The 16,156-nt window shown below is 74.8% G+C and carries 17 protein-coding genes; 5 read left to right on the top strand and 12 right to left on the bottom strand.

The window, feature by feature from the left end; all coding sequences use genetic code 11:
* Window positions 1-28: 28 nt before the first annotated feature.
* From CRP29_RS00565 to CRP29_RS00555, 3 genes are all read right to left on the bottom strand, one after another.
* The gene (locus tag CRP29_RS00565; protein ID WP_097193139.1) at window positions 29-391 is read right to left on the bottom strand and encodes a hypothetical protein; all 363 of its coding nucleotides are present in this window, start codon (window positions 389-391) and stop codon (window positions 29-31) included.
* A gap of 109 nt (window positions 392-500) precedes the next feature.
* Entirely contained in the window at window positions 501-917 is a 417-nt protein-coding gene (locus tag CRP29_RS00560) for a hypothetical protein (RefSeq protein WP_097193138.1), read from the bottom strand.
* Between the two features lie 26 nt (window positions 918-943).
* Window positions 944-1,363, bottom strand: a complete 420-nt coding sequence (locus CRP29_RS00555) for a cupin domain-containing protein (protein WP_097193137.1) — start codon at window positions 1,361-1,363, stop codon at window positions 944-946.
* A gap of 175 nt (window positions 1,364-1,538) precedes the next feature.
* Between CRP29_RS00555 and CRP29_RS00550 the strand changes: the two genes are divergently transcribed.
* A complete protein-coding gene (locus tag CRP29_RS00550; protein ID WP_097193136.1) occupies window positions 1,539-2,009 on the top strand; it encodes a CoA-binding protein in 471 nt (156 codons plus the stop codon).
* A 4-nt stretch (window positions 2,010-2,013) separates the two neighbouring features.
* Complete coding sequence (locus CRP29_RS00545) at window positions 2,014-2,520, top strand: nitroreductase family deazaflavin-dependent oxidoreductase (protein WP_217991410.1); 507 nt, start codon at window positions 2,014-2,016, stop codon at window positions 2,518-2,520.
* A gap of 13 nt (window positions 2,521-2,533) precedes the next feature.
* Here the strand turns inward: CRP29_RS00545 and CRP29_RS00540 are convergent, their stop codons facing one another.
* The 6 genes from CRP29_RS00540 to CRP29_RS00515 form a co-directional block, all read right to left on the bottom strand.
* Entirely contained in the window at window positions 2,534-5,137 is a 2,604-nt protein-coding gene (locus CRP29_RS00540) for a bifunctional FO biosynthesis protein CofGH (RefSeq protein ID WP_097193135.1), read from the bottom strand.
* Window positions 5,138-5,233: 96 nt separating this feature from the next.
* Window positions 5,234-6,085 (bottom strand): ABC transporter permease subunit, encoded by an 852-nt coding sequence (locus tag CRP29_RS00535; protein ID WP_097193134.1) that lies wholly within the window; start codon window positions 6,083-6,085, stop codon window positions 5,234-5,236.
* Complete coding sequence (locus tag CRP29_RS00530; protein WP_245852229.1) at window positions 6,082-6,984, bottom strand: ABC transporter ATP-binding protein; 903 nt, start codon at window positions 6,982-6,984, stop codon at window positions 6,082-6,084. Before CRP29_RS00530 ends, CRP29_RS00535 begins: the two co-directional genes overlap by 4 nt.
* Window positions 6,985-7,049: 65 nt before the next feature.
* The gene (locus CRP29_RS00525; protein WP_097193133.1) at window positions 7,050-8,132 is read right to left on the bottom strand and encodes a hypothetical protein; all 1,083 of its coding nucleotides are present in this window, start codon (window positions 8,130-8,132) and stop codon (window positions 7,050-7,052) included.
* Window positions 8,116-8,637 (bottom strand): sigma-70 family RNA polymerase sigma factor, encoded by a 522-nt coding sequence (locus CRP29_RS00520; RefSeq protein WP_245852227.1) that lies wholly within the window; start codon window positions 8,635-8,637, stop codon window positions 8,116-8,118. Before CRP29_RS00520 ends, CRP29_RS00525 begins: the two co-directional genes overlap by 17 nt.
* A 152-nt stretch (window positions 8,638-8,789) precedes the next feature.
* On the bottom strand, window positions 8,790-9,302 hold the full coding sequence (locus CRP29_RS00515; protein WP_097193131.1) for a flavin reductase family protein: 513 nt from the start codon (window positions 9,300-9,302) through the stop codon (window positions 8,790-8,792).
* Window positions 9,303-9,337: 35 nt separating this feature from the next.
* Between CRP29_RS00515 and CRP29_RS00510 the strand changes: the two genes are divergently transcribed.
* Window positions 9,338-10,768 carry a dihydrolipoyl dehydrogenase family protein gene (locus tag CRP29_RS00510; RefSeq protein WP_097193130.1) on the top strand — a complete coding sequence of 477 codons (1,431 nt, stop codon included), beginning with the start codon at window positions 9,338-9,340 and terminating at the stop codon, window positions 10,766-10,768.
* A 70-nt stretch (window positions 10,769-10,838) separates the two neighbouring features.
* Here the strand turns inward: CRP29_RS00510 and CRP29_RS00505 are convergent, their stop codons facing one another.
* A complete protein-coding gene (locus CRP29_RS00505; protein WP_097193129.1) occupies window positions 10,839-11,624 on the bottom strand; it encodes a transglutaminase-like domain-containing protein in 786 nt (261 codons plus the stop codon).
* A gap of 146 nt (window positions 11,625-11,770) precedes the next feature.
* Between CRP29_RS00505 and CRP29_RS00500 the strand changes: the two genes are divergently transcribed.
* A complete protein-coding gene (locus tag CRP29_RS00500) occupies window positions 11,771-12,568 on the top strand; it encodes an SGNH/GDSL hydrolase family protein (RefSeq protein ID WP_097193128.1) in 798 nt (265 codons plus the stop codon).
* Here CRP29_RS00500 and CRP29_RS00495 read toward each other — a convergent pair.
* Window positions 12,565-14,505, bottom strand: a complete 1,941-nt coding sequence (locus tag CRP29_RS00495; protein ID WP_245852224.1) for a putative bifunctional diguanylate cyclase/phosphodiesterase — start codon at window positions 14,503-14,505, stop codon at window positions 12,565-12,567. The two genes, CRP29_RS00500 and CRP29_RS00495, sit on opposite strands and share 4 nt — an antisense overlap.
* 151 nt (window positions 14,506-14,656) lie before the next feature.
* Window positions 14,657-14,959: a DUF427 domain-containing protein gene (locus CRP29_RS00490; protein WP_097193127.1), complete on the bottom strand. Its 303-nt coding sequence runs from the start codon at window positions 14,957-14,959 to the stop codon at window positions 14,657-14,659.
* Window positions 14,960-15,070: 111 nt separating this feature from the next.
* On the opposite strand from CRP29_RS00490, the gene CRP29_RS00485 reads away from it, so the two are divergent.
* Entirely contained in the window at window positions 15,071-16,108 is a 1,038-nt protein-coding gene (locus CRP29_RS00485; protein ID WP_097193126.1) for an LLM class flavin-dependent oxidoreductase, read from the top strand.
* The last annotated feature ends 48 nt before the right edge of the window (window positions 16,109-16,156 follow it).

The following is a 16,156-nucleotide window of genomic DNA, read 5'->3' as shown; positions in this document are numbered from 1 at the left end:
ACCTCCGCGCCGGGTCGACGCGCGGGAGTCAGGGAGCCGGCGGAGCGGCCGGCACCTCGGTCGAGGCCGGGGCCGCCCGCTCCGCCTGCGCGCGGCGCCAGTGCAGGGCGTAGATGCCGCCCGCCAGGAGCAGTGCCGTCCCCGCCGCCACGGCGTCGCGGATCGCGTCCCGCCGCTGCACGTCCGTCTGCAGCTCCAGCTGCTGATCCCCGCTCAGCATGTCCATGGGCGTGTACGCCGTCCAACTGAAGGACGGGGTGGGGTCGGGATAGGCGATGGCCATCGCGCTCCGGACCAGCTGGACGGTCGCGAAGATCCCGACCAGCAGCATGCTCAGGCAGACCAGGTGGAGGTACACGCTGCGCGGGGTGAATCGACTCGGGCCGGACACGGCGCTCCTCTCCCGGGCGCGGCCACCTCGCCGCGCGATGCGGCGGATGATGCCGCATGCAGCCGCTGCGACCTGCGCATACGCGCGCGGATGCACCCGTGCGTGTCGATCAGCCGGCGTAGCCGTCGGCCTCGGTGGGCCACTCGACCGGCGGCAGCCCGGCGAGCGCGGCCAGCCGGTCCACGGTCAGCTCGACCGCCTCGTCGGTGGGCGGCACCCCGCTGGGCGAGGCCAGCAGCGCGAGCACCTCGGCAGGGTCCAGCTCCGCACCCGTAGCCTCCTTGGCCCAGGCGGCGAAGCCCTCGGCCTCGGCGTCGACGTCGACCGGGTCGGAGGCGTCGACCTCGGCGAAGTAGAACCGCGGTTCGTAGCCCAGGAAGAACCGGCCGCCGCCGGCGTCGGCGCGGCGGTGGTCGACCGTGGCGAACCCGCTGTCGTGCACGTCGACCAGCAGGAACGGCACCGCCGTCGGGGCGCTGCGGGTCCACCGCCCGTCGCTGTACACGAACTTCCCGAAGAGACCCACGGGCCGAGGCTAGCGACGCTCGGCGATCAGCCGGTCAGCCCGCCGGGGAGGTTCACCACGATCGCCTCCTGGCTGCTGCGGGCGATCACGACGACGGCCTCCTCGGCGCCCGGGTTCTCCTCGCGGTGCGGCGTGAACGGCGGGACGAACACGTAGTCGCCCGGCTCCGGTGTCAGCCGCACCTCCTCGCCGTCGCGGGCGAACACGAAGACCGGGTGCCCCGAGACGACGTAGATCGCGGTCTCGGAATCGCCGTGGTGGTGGTTGCCCGACGACGCGCCCGCACCGACCGTCGTCCGCCCCATCCAGAGCCGCTCCGACCCGACGGTGGACGCCGAGATCGCCTCGCTCCGGCTCATCCCCGGCGTCTGGCCGGTGTCGCCGGACAGGTCGTCGGCCGCGACGTGACGCAGCGGGCGGTGCCAGTCGTCGTGCGGCGCGGTCATGACGTCCCCCAGGGCCGATGGTTGTCCGGCCCGACGCTAGCGCCTCCCTGCCCTGGAGGCGGCTGACCGGGCGCAGGACGAAGGGAGGTCCGGTCGCGGGTCCAAGGGTCGTGGCAGCGGTCCGGGGCGCCCGGCATCGTCGGAAGCACCACCCCGATGTCGTCCGGAGGTTCGCATGATCCCCGTCAAGCAGGCCGCCGAGGAGTTCCTCGGCCACAAGCGCATCGCGGTGACGGGCGTGTCCCGGTCGCCGAAGGACCACGGCGCCAACGTCGTCTACAAGCGGTTGCGCGACCGTGGCTACACCGTCTTCGCGATCAACCCGCAGACCGACCAGGTCGAGGGCGACCCCTGCTACCCGGAGCTGAAAGCGGTGCCCGGCGGCGTGGAGGCCGTGGTCATCGGCACCAGCCCCGGCCACGCCGAGGAGACGATGCGCGACTGCGTGGACCTCGGCATCGACCGGGTGTGGATGCACCGCGGGCCGGGCGCCGGCAGCGTGAGCGAGGAGGCGACGACGTTCGGTCGAGCGCACGGCGTCACGGTCATCGACGGCGGCTGCCCGTGCATGTTCGGCCCCACCGCCGACTTCGGGCACAAGGTCATGCACGCCTTCGGCGTCGGCCACATGCCCAAGCAGGTCTGACGCCGTGCTCGCCTCCTGGACCGCCGCGGGGCCGCGCCGGCGGTTGCGGCGCTGGATGTACCGGGACGGCCGCCCGCACGGTGTCGCCCGGGTGCTCAACCGGTTCGATGCGCTGGTGCTCGGCAGCGGCCGGCTGCCGGTCGAGCGGGCGGTCACGCTGGAGGTGGCCGGCCGGCGCAGCGGCCAGGTGGTCCCCGTGCCGGTGGTCGTCGCCGACCTGGGCGGCGAGCGCTATCTGGTGGCGATGCTGGGCGAACGGGCCAACTGGGTGCACAACGTGCGCGCTGCCGGTGGCGCGGCGGTGCTGCGCCGGGGCACGCGGACCGCCGTCCGCCTGGAGGAGGTCCCGGTCGCGGAGCGCGCCCCGATCCTGAAGCGCTACCTCGAGGTGGCGCCGGGAGCCCGCGCGCACATCACGGTCGACCGGCACGAGCCGGTCGAGGCCTTCGAGCCGATCGCCGCCGACCACCCGGTGTTCCGGATCCGGCCCCTCGTCGACGCGGAGGGGTGACCGCCCCGGCGGCTCAGCGCGGGGTGATCGGGAGCGTGAGCCGCGCGCGGCCCTCCTCGGAGCGCGCGGTGGCGATCCGCTCCGCCGACGGCGTGCCGTACTCCGTCGTCCGCTGACGGGCCGGCCGGCCGATCGCGGCGGCCATGGCCTCCAGCTCGGCGATGGTCTTCAGCGAGCCGTTCTCGCTGCCGGCCATCCGGCTGATCGTCTCCTCCATGAGCGTGCCGCCGAGGTCGTTGGCACCGCCCTGCAGCACGGCCTTGGTGCCGGCGTCGGCCAGCTTCACCCACGAGGTCTGGATGTTGGGGATCCGGCCGTGCAGCAGCAGCCGGGCGACGGCGTGGATGGCCCGGTTCTCCCGGACGGTCGGGCCGGGGCGGGCGACGCCGGCGAGGTAGATCGGCGAGTTGTGGTGCACGAACGGCAGCAGCACGAACTCGCTGAAGCCGCCGGTGCGGTCCTGCAGCGCGCTGAGGGTGCGCAGGTGCCCGACCCAGTGCGCCGGGGTGTCGACGTGGCCGTACATCATCGTCGACGTCGTCGGCAGGCCCACCTCGTGCGCGGTGCCGATGATCTCCAGCCAGGCCGACGTCGGCAGCTTGCCCTTGGTCAGCACCCACCGGACGTCGTCGTCGAGGATCTCCGCGGCCGTGCCGGGGATCGAGTCGAGCCCGGCCTCCTTGAGCGCGGTGAGGAACTCGCGGAACGACAGCCCGGTGCGGGCCGCGCCGTTGACGATCTCCATCGGGCTGAACGCGTGCAGGTGGATGCCGGGCCGGCGCTTCTTCACCTCGCGGGCCAGGTCGAAGTAGGCGGTGCCCGGCAGGTCGGGATGGATGCCGCCCTGCATGCAGATCTCGGTGGCGCCGGCGGCCCACGCCTCGTCGACGCGGTCGCCCACCTGCTCCATCGACAGCGTGTACGCATCGGCGTCGGTGCGCCGCTGGGCGAAGGCGCAGAACCGGCAGCCGGTGTAGCAGACGTTGGTGAAGTTGATGTTCCGGTTCACGACGTAGGTGACGTCGTCGCCGTTGACGTCCCTGCGGACGGCGTCGGCGAGGGCGCACAGCGCCTCGAGGTCGGTGCCGTCGGCGCCGAGCAGCGCGAGGTACTCGGCGTCGCTCAGCCCGGCCGGGTCGGCCTCGGCGTGCGCCAGGGCGGCGTGCACCTCCGGGTCGCCGACGGTCAGCGCGGTGGAGTGGCCGTCGCGGGCGCTCTCGGTCCGGTCGCGCAGCTCCGACCAGTCGCCGTAGACGGCGTCGAAGTCGCTGCGCCGGTCGCCGGTCCGGCCGACGGTGTCCACCTCGACGTGCAGGTCGACCCGGCCCGAGGCGGTCCAGGACTCGTCCGGCTCCTGCCACGGCAGGCCGACCGGCAGCCGGCCCTCGACGGCGAGCCCGTCCGGCCCGGCCAGCGCGTCGACGTGCGGGCGCACCCGCGGGTCCAGCCACGGCTCGGGCTGCCGCACGTAGGGCGGCTGGGCGGCGAGGCGCTCGCGCAGCTCGAAGCCGGCGTCGGCGGTCAGCCGGGCCAGCTTGTCGATGTTCGGCCAGGGCCGCTCGGGGTTGACGTGGTCGGGCGTGAGCGGGGAGACGCCACCCCAGTCGTCGACGCCGGCGCGCAGCAGCAGGGCGAGCTCGGTGGTGTCGCTGAGGTTCGGCGGTGCCTGCACCCGCGCCTTCGGGCCGAGCAGCAGCCGGGTGACGGCGACGGCAGCGACGTACTCCTGCAGCTCCAAGTCGTCGTGGGCCTGCATCGCGGTGCGCGGCTTCGCCCGGAAGTTCTGGACGATCACCTCCTGCACGTGCCCGTGCCGCTGCGCGCTGGCCCGGATCTCGCGGACGGCGTCGACCCGCTCGGCGTAGTCCTCACCGATGCCCAGCAGCACGCCGGTGGTGAAGGGGACGGCGGAGCGGCCGGCGTCCTCGAGCACGCGCAGCCGCAGCGCGGGCTCCTTGTCCGGGGAGCCGAAGTGCGGGCCGCCGGGCTCGGACCACAGCCGCGTCGCCGTCGTCTCCAGCATCATGCCCATCGACGCCGACACGGGCTTGAGTCGCTGGATCTCCTCCCACGACAGGACGCCGGGGTTGAGGTGGGGGAGCAGCCCGGTCTCCTCGAGCACCCGGATCGCCATGGCGCGCAGGTAGCCCAGGGTGGAGTCGAAGCCGTGCGCCTCGAGCCACTCGGCGGCGACCGGCCAGCGGTCCTCGGGGCGGTCGCCGAGGGTGAACAGCGCCTCCTTGCAGCCCATCGCCGCACCCGCGCGGGCGATGTCCAGCACCTCGTCGGGGGAGAGGTAGGGCGCCTTGCCCTCGGCGCGGAGCTGACCCGGCGTCGTCACGAACGTGCAGTAGTGGCAGCGGTCGCGGCACAGGTGGGTGAGCGGGATGAACACCTTGCGGCTGTAGGTGACCACGCCGGGGCGCCCGGCCGACGCCAGGCCGGCGTCGCGCATCCGGGCGGCGGCGGTGAGCAGCCGGTCCAGCGGCTCGCCCTCGCCCAGGCCGCGGGCGTGCAGCAGCGTCTCGGCCTCGACGGCGTCGAGGGGGACCCCGCGCTCGGCGCGGGTCAGCGCGCGGCGCAGGGCGGACTCGGAGGGTGCAGGCAGAGCGCTCATAGCGCGTCCGACGCTAGTCGCCCATCCGGGCAAAGGAACCTATGCCTACGGATGGGGCGCCGATTCCATAGGCAGAGGTACCTATGCCTGAACCGCTCAGAGGTCCCGGCGGACGAAGGAGACCGCGGCCAGCCCCCACACCATCGCCACCCACACCACGGCCCAGCCGAGGTAGGCCCAGGTCAGCGGGGCGACGCTGAGGAACGGGAACGCCTCCCCGTCGGCCCCGCCGAACTGCAGCAGCGCCGACGGGTCCTGGAACGCGTGCATCGCCCCGCGCCACAGCCCGTCGGTGGGCAGCAGCACCCGTGACACCGCGCCCACCCGGGCGACGGCGTCGTTGCCCAGCGCGGCACCGATGCCGCCGACGACCCCGGCCACCCAGGTGGTGCAGAACAGGCCGACCGCTACCACGCCCGACGCCATCGGCGAGATGACGGTGGAGAGCAGCACGGCGAGGGTGAGCAGCACCGTCGTCTGGGCCGCGAGCAGCCCGAGCGCAGTCACCGGCGAGGGCGGCCAGTAGTCCACGGTCAGCCGGACGACGACGATCTGCGCCAGGCCCGCGAGGACGACGAAGCCGGCGCCGAAGGTGACCAGCCCCAGCCACTTGCCGAGCAGGAAGGCCGAGCGCCGGATCGGGCGGGCCAGCACCGCCAGCGCGATGCCCGACTCCGTCTCGCCGGCCAGCGTCGGGCCGGCCAGGAACGCGGTGCCCAGCGCGGCGATGAGGCTGTAGCCGAACATGACCAGGTTCAGCAGGATCGAGGCGGTCAGCCGGGCTTCGCCGCTGGTCAGCGTGCCGCCGGTCCCCGCCGCGAACCGGGAGAAGCCCCAGCCGCTGACCGCGATCAGCACCAGGGTGAGGACGGCGAGCGCGAGCAGCACCCGCCGCCGGGCCGCCTCGCGCAGGGTCAGCCCGGCGACGGTGAGGACGACGCGGGTCACGGCCGCTCCTCCGAGCCGTCGCGCAGGATGCCCAGCAGTCGTTCCTCGAGGCTGATCCGGCCCGGTTCGACCGCGTGCACCCGCACGCCGAGCGCGGCGAGGTCCGCGACCAGGTCGGGCACCGTCGCCGCGTCGTCCACCGGCAGCGCCACGGTGAACCACTCGCCCTCCCGGTGCACCGGCCCCGCCGTCGCCAGCCGGCTCTCGGCGGCCGGGGGCACGCCGGTGAGACGCAGGCGCACCTCGTGCTGGCCGAGCAGTTCCAGCAGCGAGCCGGACGCGGCCACCCGGCCGCGGTCGAGGATGACCACCCGGTCGCAGACCCGCTCGACCTCGCCGATCAGGTGCGAGTTGAGCAGCACCGCGATGCCGCGCGCCTTCAGGGACAGCACGATGTCGCGCACGTCGACCCGGCCCAGCGGGTCCAGGGCGCTGGTCGGCTCGTCCAGGACGACGCACTCGGGCCGCGCGACCAGCGCCACGGCGAGGCCGAGCCGCTGCTGCATCCCCTTGGAGAAGCCGCCCACCCGATCACCGGCGCGGTCGGCCAGCCCGACCAGCGCCAGCGCATCGCGCCGCTCCTCGGCCGGCATGTCCGTGCCGGAGAGCCGGACGTGCAGTTCCAGCACCTCGGTGGCGCTGAGCCACGGCTGGTAGCGGAACAGCTCGGGCAGATAGCCGACGCGGGCCCGTGCGGCCGGTTCGGTGGCCGGCCGGCCGAGCAGCATCACCTCGCCCGCGTCGGGGCGCACCAGGCCGAGCAGCATCTTGATGACGGTCGTCTTGCCGGCGCCGTTGGGCCCGAGCAGGCCGACGACCTCGCCGCGGCCCACCTCCAGCGACACCCCGTCGACGGCGGTGCGCTTCCCGTAGCGCTTCCGCAGCCCGGTGCACCACACCGCGGGCGGCGGGGGCAGGTCGGCGACCAGCCGTGCGGCGTCCCGGAGGGCGGCGTTCCCGGCGCTCAGCGGAGCCCCCGGGCCACGGTGAGCACCTCGTCGGTGTCCAGCGGCCCGGCGACGACGGTCAGCTCGCCGTCGGCGACCCAGACGACGGCGGCCAGCATGCGGTCGCGGGTCGCCAGCACCGTGGCCCGCTCGCCGTCGACGTCCTCGGTCGAGGTGGTGACGTAGTCCGAGGGCACCGGCAGCGGCAGCGTGCTCCCGTCCGCGGTGAACGCGCGGAGCTGGGCCGCGACGTCGTCGGGCAGGCCGGGGAGGGAGAGCAGGTAGTCGCGGACCGTCTCGAACGGGATGCCCGACGAGAAGGCGGTCGGCGCGACGGCGCGGCCCACGATCAGCCCCGGCGCACCGGTCGTGGTGGTCCACACCTGGGCCACGCCGGGCCCCGCCACCAGCCGCACCGAGCTGCCGTCCAGGCCCGGCGGCGGAGTCGGCAGCGCCTCGCCGGCCTCCGCGGCGGCCCGGGCGGCCCGCTCGGCGGAGAAGGTGAAGGTCGCCGTCACCTGGCCGCCCACCTGGTAGACGGGCCCCCCGGTGACCCCGGCCGGCAGCGCGTCCACCTCCGGCACGTCCAGTCCGCTCTCCGTCGCGGCGGTCTCGGCGTCGGGCACCGAGCGCAGGTCGCCGTCGCCGGTGAGCTCCACGTCGCCGTAGGCCGCCAGGTCCGGCAGCGCCAGCAGATCGGCGCTGCGCAGGCCCACGGCCGCGACCTCCTCGGTCCGGAAGATCGGCAGCCAGTCGTTCGCGGCCGCGGTGCCGGCCCCGGCGAGGACGACGCCGACGGCGAGGGCGGCCGCGGCCGGACGGCGGACGAGGTCGCCGAGCCTGCCCCGGCGCGCCGGGATCCGGTCCCGCGCCGGGGAGGTGGAGCCGGCCGCTGCGGTGGAGAGCCGCGTCCAGGCGGCGGGCACGTCCACCTCGGCGTCGGCGGACAGCGCGGCGCCGACCAGCGCCGCGTCCTCCCGGGTGGCGGCCAGGGCGGCCAGGCACTGCGGGCAGCCGGCGACGTGCCGGCGGTCGGTCTCGGCGACACCGGCCGGCTCGTCGATCAGCCGGCGCAGCACGCCGTCAGTGGGATGACGCATGACGGGTCAACTCCTCGCGCAGGGCGGATTCGGCGCGTCGCACGGTGGTGCCGACGCTGCCGGGGGACAGGTCCAGGGCCGCCGCGACCTCGGCGTAGCTCAGCCCGCTGTGCCGGAGCACCAGGGCGACGGCCTGCTTGCGGGGCAGCCGGCCGAGCGCGGCGCGCACGCGGCCGCGCTCCTCCAGCGTCACGACGTCGTCGGCGACGTCGGGGACGACCGGGAGGCCGCGTGCGGCGGCTGTCCTCTCGTGGGCGGCCCGGCGGCGGCCCGAGCGGATCAGGTTCAGCGCGGTGTGGGCCGCGGCGACCGACAGCCAGCCGGCCGCCTCGCCGGCCGGCACCGCCGAGCGGTTGAAGGCGAGGAACACCTCCTGGGCGACGTCCTCGGCCGAGTCGCGGGAACCCAGCACGCGGGCGGCCACGGCGACGACGCGCGGGTACTCGCGGCGGAAGACGCCGTCGAGGTCCGGGCGGAGCCCGCCGGGGGTTCCGGTAGCCGGCACGCGCTGCCCTCCGATCCGCGGAACCACACCGGCGGGCAGTGCCACGGCGAACGCCGGTACCGCCGCTCCGGGTGGGAGGTGCCGCACGAGGTCCATGCCCAGGAAGCACCGCCCGGGCCCGGGATGTGACATCGGCAGTCTGCCGCGCCCGGTCAGCCCCTGCCGGCAGCCGAGCCCGACGGATCGACGTAGCGGCCGCGGTGCCGCAGCAGCGGCACGGCCGCGGGGTCGCCGGGCAGCACGTCGACGACCTCGAGCAGCGCGAGCACGTGGTCGCCGGCCTCGACCAGCCGCTCCAGCCGGCAGTCCAGCGCGGTCAGCCCGCCGGCCAGGACGATCGCCCCGCTCGCCGGCGCGCGGTTCCACGGAACCGTCTCCAGCAGGTGCCGGGCGCTGGGCCGCCCGGCCGAGGAGAACCGGGAGGCGACGATGGCGTGCGGCGCCGCGAGCACGGTGAGCGCGCAGCTGCCGACCTCCTCGAGCACCTCGGCGGGGTAGCCCGCCGAGGTCAGGGCCACGCCGACCAGCGGCGGGCGGGCCGACACGCTCATCACCGAGCTGACCGTCGTCCCGACGTCGTCGATGCCGTCGCGCACGGTCAGCAGGCACACCCCCGCGGCGTACGAGCCCAGCGCGGCGGCGAACCCTGCGGCATCGACCGGCATGGCGACAAGTCGATCACACGACGACGATCGACCCCGTGACCGCACCGGAAGAGCGCACCTACGACGTCGTCGTCCTCGGAGCCGGGTCGACCGGCGAGAACGTCGCCGACGTCGTCGTCAAGGGCGGGCTGTCCGCCGTCCTGGTCGAGAGCGAGCTGGTCGGCGGCGAGTGCTCGTACTGGGCGTGCATGCCCAGCAAGGCGCTGCTGCGCGGGACCGAGGCGCTGGCCGAGGCCCGGGCGGTCGACGGCGCGGCGCAGGCGGTGACCGGCGAGCAGGACGTCGCGGCCACCCTGGCCCGTCGGGACTCCTTCACCCACCACTGGGACGACTCGAGCCAGGTCGGCTGGGTGAAGGGCGCCGGCATCGACCTGGTCCGCGGCACCGGGCGGCTCGCCGGCGAGCGCACCGTCGTCGTCACCGACGCCGAGGGGAACGAGGTGCGGCTGACCGCCCGCTCCGCCGTCGTGGTGTGCACCGGGTCGGTGGGGAAGCTGCCGCCGGTGGAGGGCCTGGCCGACGTCCGACCCTGGGGGCCGCGCGAGTCCACCAGCGCGAAGGCGGCGCCGCGCCGGCTGCTGGTCCTCGGTGGCGGCTACGTCGGCTGCGAGATGGCCACCGCCTGGCAGGCGCTCGGCGCGCAGGTGACGCTGCTCCAGCGCGGGCCGCGGTTGCTGCCCGCGGCCGAGCCGCAGGCCGGTGAGGCGGTCGCCGCCGCTCTGGGCCACCTCGGTGTGGACGTGCGGTTCGGGGTGGACGTCACCGCCGCCCGGCGCGAGGGCGACGAGGTGGTGCTGACGGCGGGGGACGACGAGTTCCGCGGCGACGAGGTGCTGGTCGCCGTCGGCCGCGCCGCCCGCACCGCCGACCTCGGCCTGACCACCGTCGGCCTGGAGCCGGGGGAGTACCTGCCCGTCGACGACACCCTGCAGGTCGAGGGGAAGCCCTGGCTCTACGGGGTCGGGGACGTCAACGGCCGGAAGCTGCTGACCCACATGGGCAAGTACCAGGCCCGCCAGGCCGCGGCGGCGATCGTCGCGCGGGCCCGCGGCGAGCAGGTGGACGGCGCCCCGTGGTCGGCCACCGCCGCCACCGCCGATCACGCCGCCACCCCGTCGGTGGTCTTCACCTCCCCGCAGGTCGCCAGCGTGGGGCGCACCGCGGCGCAGGCGGAGGCCGACGGGCTGCCGCACCGGGTGGTCGAGTACCCGATCGGCAGCATCGCCGGGGCCTCGCTGTTCGCCGACGGCTACACCGGCACCGCGATCGCCGTCGTCGACACCGAGCGGGAGGTGCTGCTGGGCGTCACGTTCGTCGGCTCCGGCGTCGCCGAGCTGCTGCACGCGGCCACGATCGCCGTCGTCGGCGAGGTGCCGATCGCCCGGCTGTGGCACGCCGTCCCGTCCTATCCCACGATCAGCGAGATCTGGCTGCGGCTGCTGGAGACCTGGCGCGACGGCGACTGATCGACCCGTCGACCTCCCGACTCGGCGACACGTCGACAGGTCGACAGGTCGAGATGGCAATACCTGCCCGTCAGGGCAGGGGGAACGGGGCGTCGTCGGGAGCAGGCAGGTCGCCGGCGGTGGTCGCGGTGACGGTCATGCCGTCGAAGCGCGCGACCCGGCCGAGGGTGGTGAGGAAGGCGGTGTCGGCGGCGTCCCGGCCGGCGCAGATGCGCACCAGCGAGCGGGTCGGGGCCAGCCGGGTGGCGTCGACCACGCACCAGGTGCCGTCGACGTCGGCCTCGACGACGGCGTGGAAGTCCATCGGGTCCAGCCCGGGCGCGTAGACGGCGACCAGCCGGGCCGGGATCTCCAGCGCCCGCAGCAGCGTGATGGTCAGGTGCGCGTAGTCGCGGCACACGCCCTGGCCGGTCAGCAGGGTGTCGACGGCGGTGTCCACCGGCCGGCTGGAGCCCGACGTGTAGACCAGCCGCCGGTGCACCCAGGCCGCCACGGCCGACACCAGCTCCGTGCGCGGCATCGTCGCGTCGAACTCCGAGTGCGCGAACCCCTCCAGCTGGTCCGAGGGGCAGTACCGGCTCGGCCGCAGCGCGATCGCCCTCTCCGCGGGGGTGACCCGACGGGGCGTGCCGCCGTCCTCGACCGACGCGGAGTAGGTGATCGTCGTCGCGCCCTCCCGGAGGTCGAGGCGGTGCACGCGGGCGCCGTCGACCTCGAGCTCCTCGGGCTCCAGTGCGATCCCGCCCGAGATCACGGTCAGCTGCTCGGTCCGCGGCGCGGCCACGGCGACCTGCAGCAACGCGGGCGCCGGGGCGGGGGAGGAGAGCGAGAGCGAGGCGGCGACGTCGATGCGCATGCGGGCATCGTGACCGGCGTTCGGCCGCGTCGCTGACCAGCAACGCGACCGACGCGGGGTTCTTACCCGCCGTTCACCGCAGCTGTGGTCCACGGCACGTGGTTTCACCGGACAACCATCCGGTCGGCCGTGATGGAGTGGGGGGCGTGCAGTTCACGCCCTCCTCCGCTCCCTGGCAGCGCTACATCGCGCTCGGCGACTCGTTCACCGAGGGACTGAACGACGCCGACCCGTCCCGCCCCGGGGAGTTCCGCGGCTGGGCCGACCGGCTCGCCGGGCACCTGGCCGCCGCCACCGAGGGCGACGTCGAGTACGCCAACCTGGCGATCCGCGGCCGGCTGCTGCGCCAGGTGGTCGCCGAGCAGGTGCCCGTCGCGCTGGCGGCCGCCCCGGACCTGGTCAGCATCGTCGCCGGCGGCAACGACCTGATGCGCCCCGGCGCCGATCCCGACGAGCTCGCCGCCACCCTCGAGGCCGTCGTCGTCCGGTTCCGCGAGGCCGGGGCCGACGTGCTGCTGTCCACCGGCGTCGACACCCGCACCACCCCGATCCTGCGCCGGGCGCGCCCGAAGACCGCCGTCTTCACCGCCGCGATCTGGTCGGCCGCCGCGCGCACCGGCGCCGCCGTCCTCGACCAGTGGGGCGCGGGCTGGATCCAGGACGCGCGTCTCTGGGACGCCGACCGCATCCACCTCACCGCCGAGGGCCACCGCCGCATGGCCCTGGCCGCGGCCACCACGCTCGGGGTGCCGACCGGCGACGACGACTGGCGGACGCCGCTGCCTCCGGCGCCGCGGCGGGCGCTCCGGGCGGCGGTCGCCGAGGAGGCCGCGTGGGTGCGCGGCTACGTCGGACCGTGGATCGGCCGGCGGCTGCGCGGCACCTCCTCCGGCGACGGGCGGGCGCCGAAGCGCCCGGTGCCGCTCGCCCTCCCGCGCCCCTAGTACTCGTCGGGCTCGTCGGCGAACTGGTCGAACAGCCCGAACTTCCCGGTGTCGTCGGTGGCCAGCACGACCCGGCGCGGGGGCTCGAGTTCCGCGGTGCGCTGCGGAGGCACGATCGGGGTCTCCAGCGCGTCGGGGAGCAGTGCGCCGGCGACGTCCTCGGCCGGCTCCTGGGTGACCTCGCCGATCAGCACGGCCGCCGGGCCGGGCAGGGGGGCGGGGCGGCCGAAGGCGTAGCCCTGGGCCATGGCGCACCCGTGGTCGAGCAGCCAGGCGGCCTGGTCCAGGTCCTCGATGCCCTCGGCGATGACCTGCAGGCCCATGCCGCGGCCGAGCTGCAGCAGGCCCTGCACGAGCGCGGCGGTCGCGGGCTCGGCGACGACGTCGGCGACGAACGAGCGGTCGATCTTGAGCGTGTGGATGGGCAGCCGGTGCAGCGCGGTGATCGCCGAGTAGCCGGTGCCGAAGTCGTCCAGCGCGAGGGTCACGCCCTGATCGGTGACGACGGCGACCGAGTGCAGCGTGGCCTCTGCGGCGAACAGCGCCGTCGACTCGGTGATCTCCAGCTCGAGCCGGGAGGGCTCCAGACCGGACTCCTCGAGCGCGGCGGCGACCAGCTCGCTGAACCCCTCCTCGGCCAGGTGCCGCGCCGAGACGTTGACGTGGACGCGGAGGTCCTCGGGCCAGGTCACCGCGTCGTTGCAGGCGCGGTGGAGCACCCAGGCGCCGAGCTTGGAGGTGAGCCGGTTGTTCTCGGCGGCGTCGAGGAAGGCGCCGGGAGGGAGCAGGCCGCGGGTCGGGTGCTGCCAGCGGATGAGCGCCTCGTAGCCGAGCAGCGACTCGTCGGCCAGGTGCACGATCGGCTGGTAGAACAGCCGCAGCTCGTCGTTGTCGAGGGCGTGCCGCAGGTCGACCTCGAGCTGCAGGGCGTCGACGTCGTCGTCGCTGAGCGCGCCCTCGTGCACCTCGACGCGCGCGCGGCTGCCGTCGGCCTTGGCCCGGTTCAGCGCGCTCTGCGCCTGCCGGAGCAGGTCGTCGGGGGTCAGGTCGGAGCCGAGGGTCAGGCCGACGCTGGCCGAGAGGGTGATCTCGCGGTCGAGGACGACGAAGGGCTCGTCGAGCACGCTGAGCAGTCGCTCGGCCATGCCGCGCAGGCCGTCGAGGTCCTCGACGTCCTCGGCGACGACGAGGAACTCGTCGGCCCCCAGGCGCACGGCGGTGTCCTCGACGCGGGTGCTCCAGCGCAGCCGGTCGGCGACCTGGCTGAGCAGCATGTCGCCGGCCTCGTGGCCGAGGGTGTCGTTGACGGCGCGGAACCGGTCGATGTTGAGGTGCACCAGGCCGACCTGCAGGCCCCGGCGGCGCGAGAGCGCGACGGCGTGCCGCAGCCGGTCGGCGAGCGCGCGGCGGTTGGGCAGCCCGGTCAGCGGGTCGGTGAAAGCCCGGCGGACGAGGTCGTCCTCGGCCCGGCGGCGGTCGGTCACGTCGACCAGCGAGAGGACGACGAACTGCGGCTCGCCGTTGTTGCGCCGGACGATCTCGTGCGTCTGCACGACCCACAGCTCCGTGCCGTCGGAGCGGCGCAAGCGGCGCTCGCCGTCGAGGAGCAGGTTGGGGTCGAGGTCGGGCTCACCGGGGGGCGGGAGCAGGCCGAGGTCACCGACCGGCGGGTCGTCGGGGTGGGCCAGCAGGTCGATGTGCCGGCCGGCGAGCTCGTCGGCGCTGCGGCCGGTGAGCGCGCACATCACCGGGTTGGCGACGAGCACGTGACCGTCGAGGTCGACCAGCGCCTTGGCGATCGGCGCGGACAGGAAGAGGGCCTGGAACAGCTGGCCGCGGTCGGCGAGGAGCGTGTCGATGGCACGCATGCGCTGCCGGGCCGCCGCGTCGGGAGTGCCGGCGGGCTGCCGCGGCGTCTCGTTGGCGGGGAGGCTCACCCGTTGAGAGTCACGCATCGGAGGCGTGAAGTGACGGAACTCGTTCACGGAGAGTCGTGATCGTGCCGTCACAGTGGGTGAGAACTATGGGCGGGGCGGGCACTATCTGCCGAGGGCTGCCCGCCCCGTCCGTCAGGTGTGGCTGATCGGGTCAGTCGCCGACGGTGACCCCGGGGGAGAAGGCGACGTAGCCGGCGAAGTCGGTGCCCACGCGCTCCACGGCCGACGGCTTGAGGTCGGGGTAGCTCCAGGCGCCGTCCGACGTCGTCCCGGACGGGGTGACGACGTCCCAGTACTGGGCCGCGCCCTTCCACGGGCAGGTGTAGGCGGTCGGGCTCTCCGTGAGCGTTCCCGGGACCACCGCGGACGGCGGGAAGTACCAGTTGCCCTCGATCCGGACCAGGTCGGACTCGGGGGCCTCGGCGACGACGGTGCCGTTCACGGTGGCGCGCATCGGGATCTCCTCCTGCTGGACCGCCCGGTGCGGTCGCTCGTCGGGGGAACGCCGCCGTCGTCCCGGTCCATCCCGGGAACACGGTGCGTCGCGGCGACGCTGGGAGGCGGTGTGGACAAGAAGATCGGCTTCCTGAACTTCGGGCACTGGCAGCCCATCCCGGGCTCGCAGGTGCGCACCGGCAGGGATGCGCTCGTGCAGACCGTCGAGCTGGCCGAGGCCGCCGAGGAGATCGGCCTGGACGGCGCCTACGTGCGGGTGCACCACTTCGCCCGCCAGCTGGCGTCCCCGTTCCCGCTGCTGGCGGCCATGGCTGCCCGCACCTCGCGGATCGAGCTGGGCACCGGCGTCATCGACATGCGGTACGAGAACCCGCTGTACATGGCCGAGGAGGCCGCCGCGGCCGACCTGCTCAGCGACGGCCGGCTGCAGCTCGGTGTGAGCCGGGGATCACCGGAGACGGCGCTGCGCGGCTCGGAGGCCTTCGGCTACGTGCCCGGCCCCGACGGCAGCGACGCCGACCTCGCCCGCCAGAAGACCGCGCTCTTCCTGGCCGCGGTCTCCGGGCAGCCGATGGTGGACGCCGACCCGAAGATGACCGGCGGTCGCCCCGGGAAGCTGCCGATCCTGCCGCAGTCGCCGGGTCTCGCCGACCGCATCTGGTGGGGGTCGGGCACCCGCGCGACCGCCGAGTGGACCGCGCAGCAGGGGATGAACCTGATGAGCTCCACGCTGCTGGTCGAGGACACCGGCGTCCCCTTCGACGAGCTGCAGGCCGAGCAGATCGCCCGGTTCCGCGCCGCCTGGGCCGACGCCGGCTGGGAGCGCGAGCCGCGGGTCTCGGTGAGCCGCAGCGTGCTGCCGATCGTCAGCGACCTGGACCGGCAGTACTTCGGCGGCGACAGCGGGGAGGACCAGGTCGGCATCCTCGAGGGGGTCCGCGCGCGGTTCGGCAAGAGCTACGTCGGCGAGCCCGACCAGCTCGCCGAGGCCCTCGCCAAGGACGCCGCCGTCCGCGAGGCCGACAGCCTGCTGATCACCGTGCCCAACATGCTGGGCGTCGAGTTCAACGCCCGGCTGCTGCAGAACATCGTCGAGCACGTGGCCCCGGCCATCGGCTGGGTGCACCCCGACCGTCGCACCGCCTGACGCCCACCCCGACCCGGACTTTCTGCACCGAAAGTCCGGGACGGGTTC

Origin of the sequence: Blastococcus aggregatus, from assembly GCF_900221005.1 — a bacterium.
Taxonomy (GTDB): Bacteria; Actinomycetota; Actinomycetes; order Mycobacteriales; family Geodermatophilaceae; genus Blastococcus; species Blastococcus aggregatus.
The sequence above is the reverse complement of the archived record's forward strand: the minus strand, read 5'-3'. Positions and strand labels throughout refer to the sequence as shown.

Excerpts from the sequence above, each read along its gene's own strand:
- CRP29_RS00555 (WP_097193137.1), bottom strand. The coding sequence starts at position 1,363 with ATGACCGCGCCGCACGACGACTGGCACCGCCCGCTGCGTCACGTCGCG.
- CRP29_RS00550 (WP_097193136.1), top strand. The coding sequence starts at position 1,539 with ATGATCCCCGTCAAGCAGGCCGCCGAGGAGTTCCTCGGCCACAAGCGC.
- CRP29_RS00540 (WP_097193135.1), bottom strand. The coding sequence starts at position 5,137 with ATGAGCGCTCTGCCTGCACCCTCCGAGTCCGCCCTGCGCCGCGCGCTG.
- CRP29_RS00525 (WP_097193133.1), bottom strand. The coding sequence starts at position 8,132 with ATGCGTCATCCCACTGACGGCGTGCTGCGCCGGCTGATCGACGAGCCG.
- CRP29_RS00515 (WP_097193131.1), bottom strand. The coding sequence starts at position 9,302 with ATGCCGGTCGATGCCGCAGGGTTCGCCGCCGCGCTGGGCTCGTACGCC.
- CRP29_RS00505 (WP_097193129.1), bottom strand. The coding sequence starts at position 11,624 with ATGCGCATCGACGTCGCCGCCTCGCTCTCGCTCTCCTCCCCCGCCCCG.
- CRP29_RS00490 (WP_097193127.1), bottom strand. The coding sequence starts at position 14,959 with ATGCGCGCCACCGTGAACGGCACCGTCGTCGCCGAGGCCCCCGAGTCC.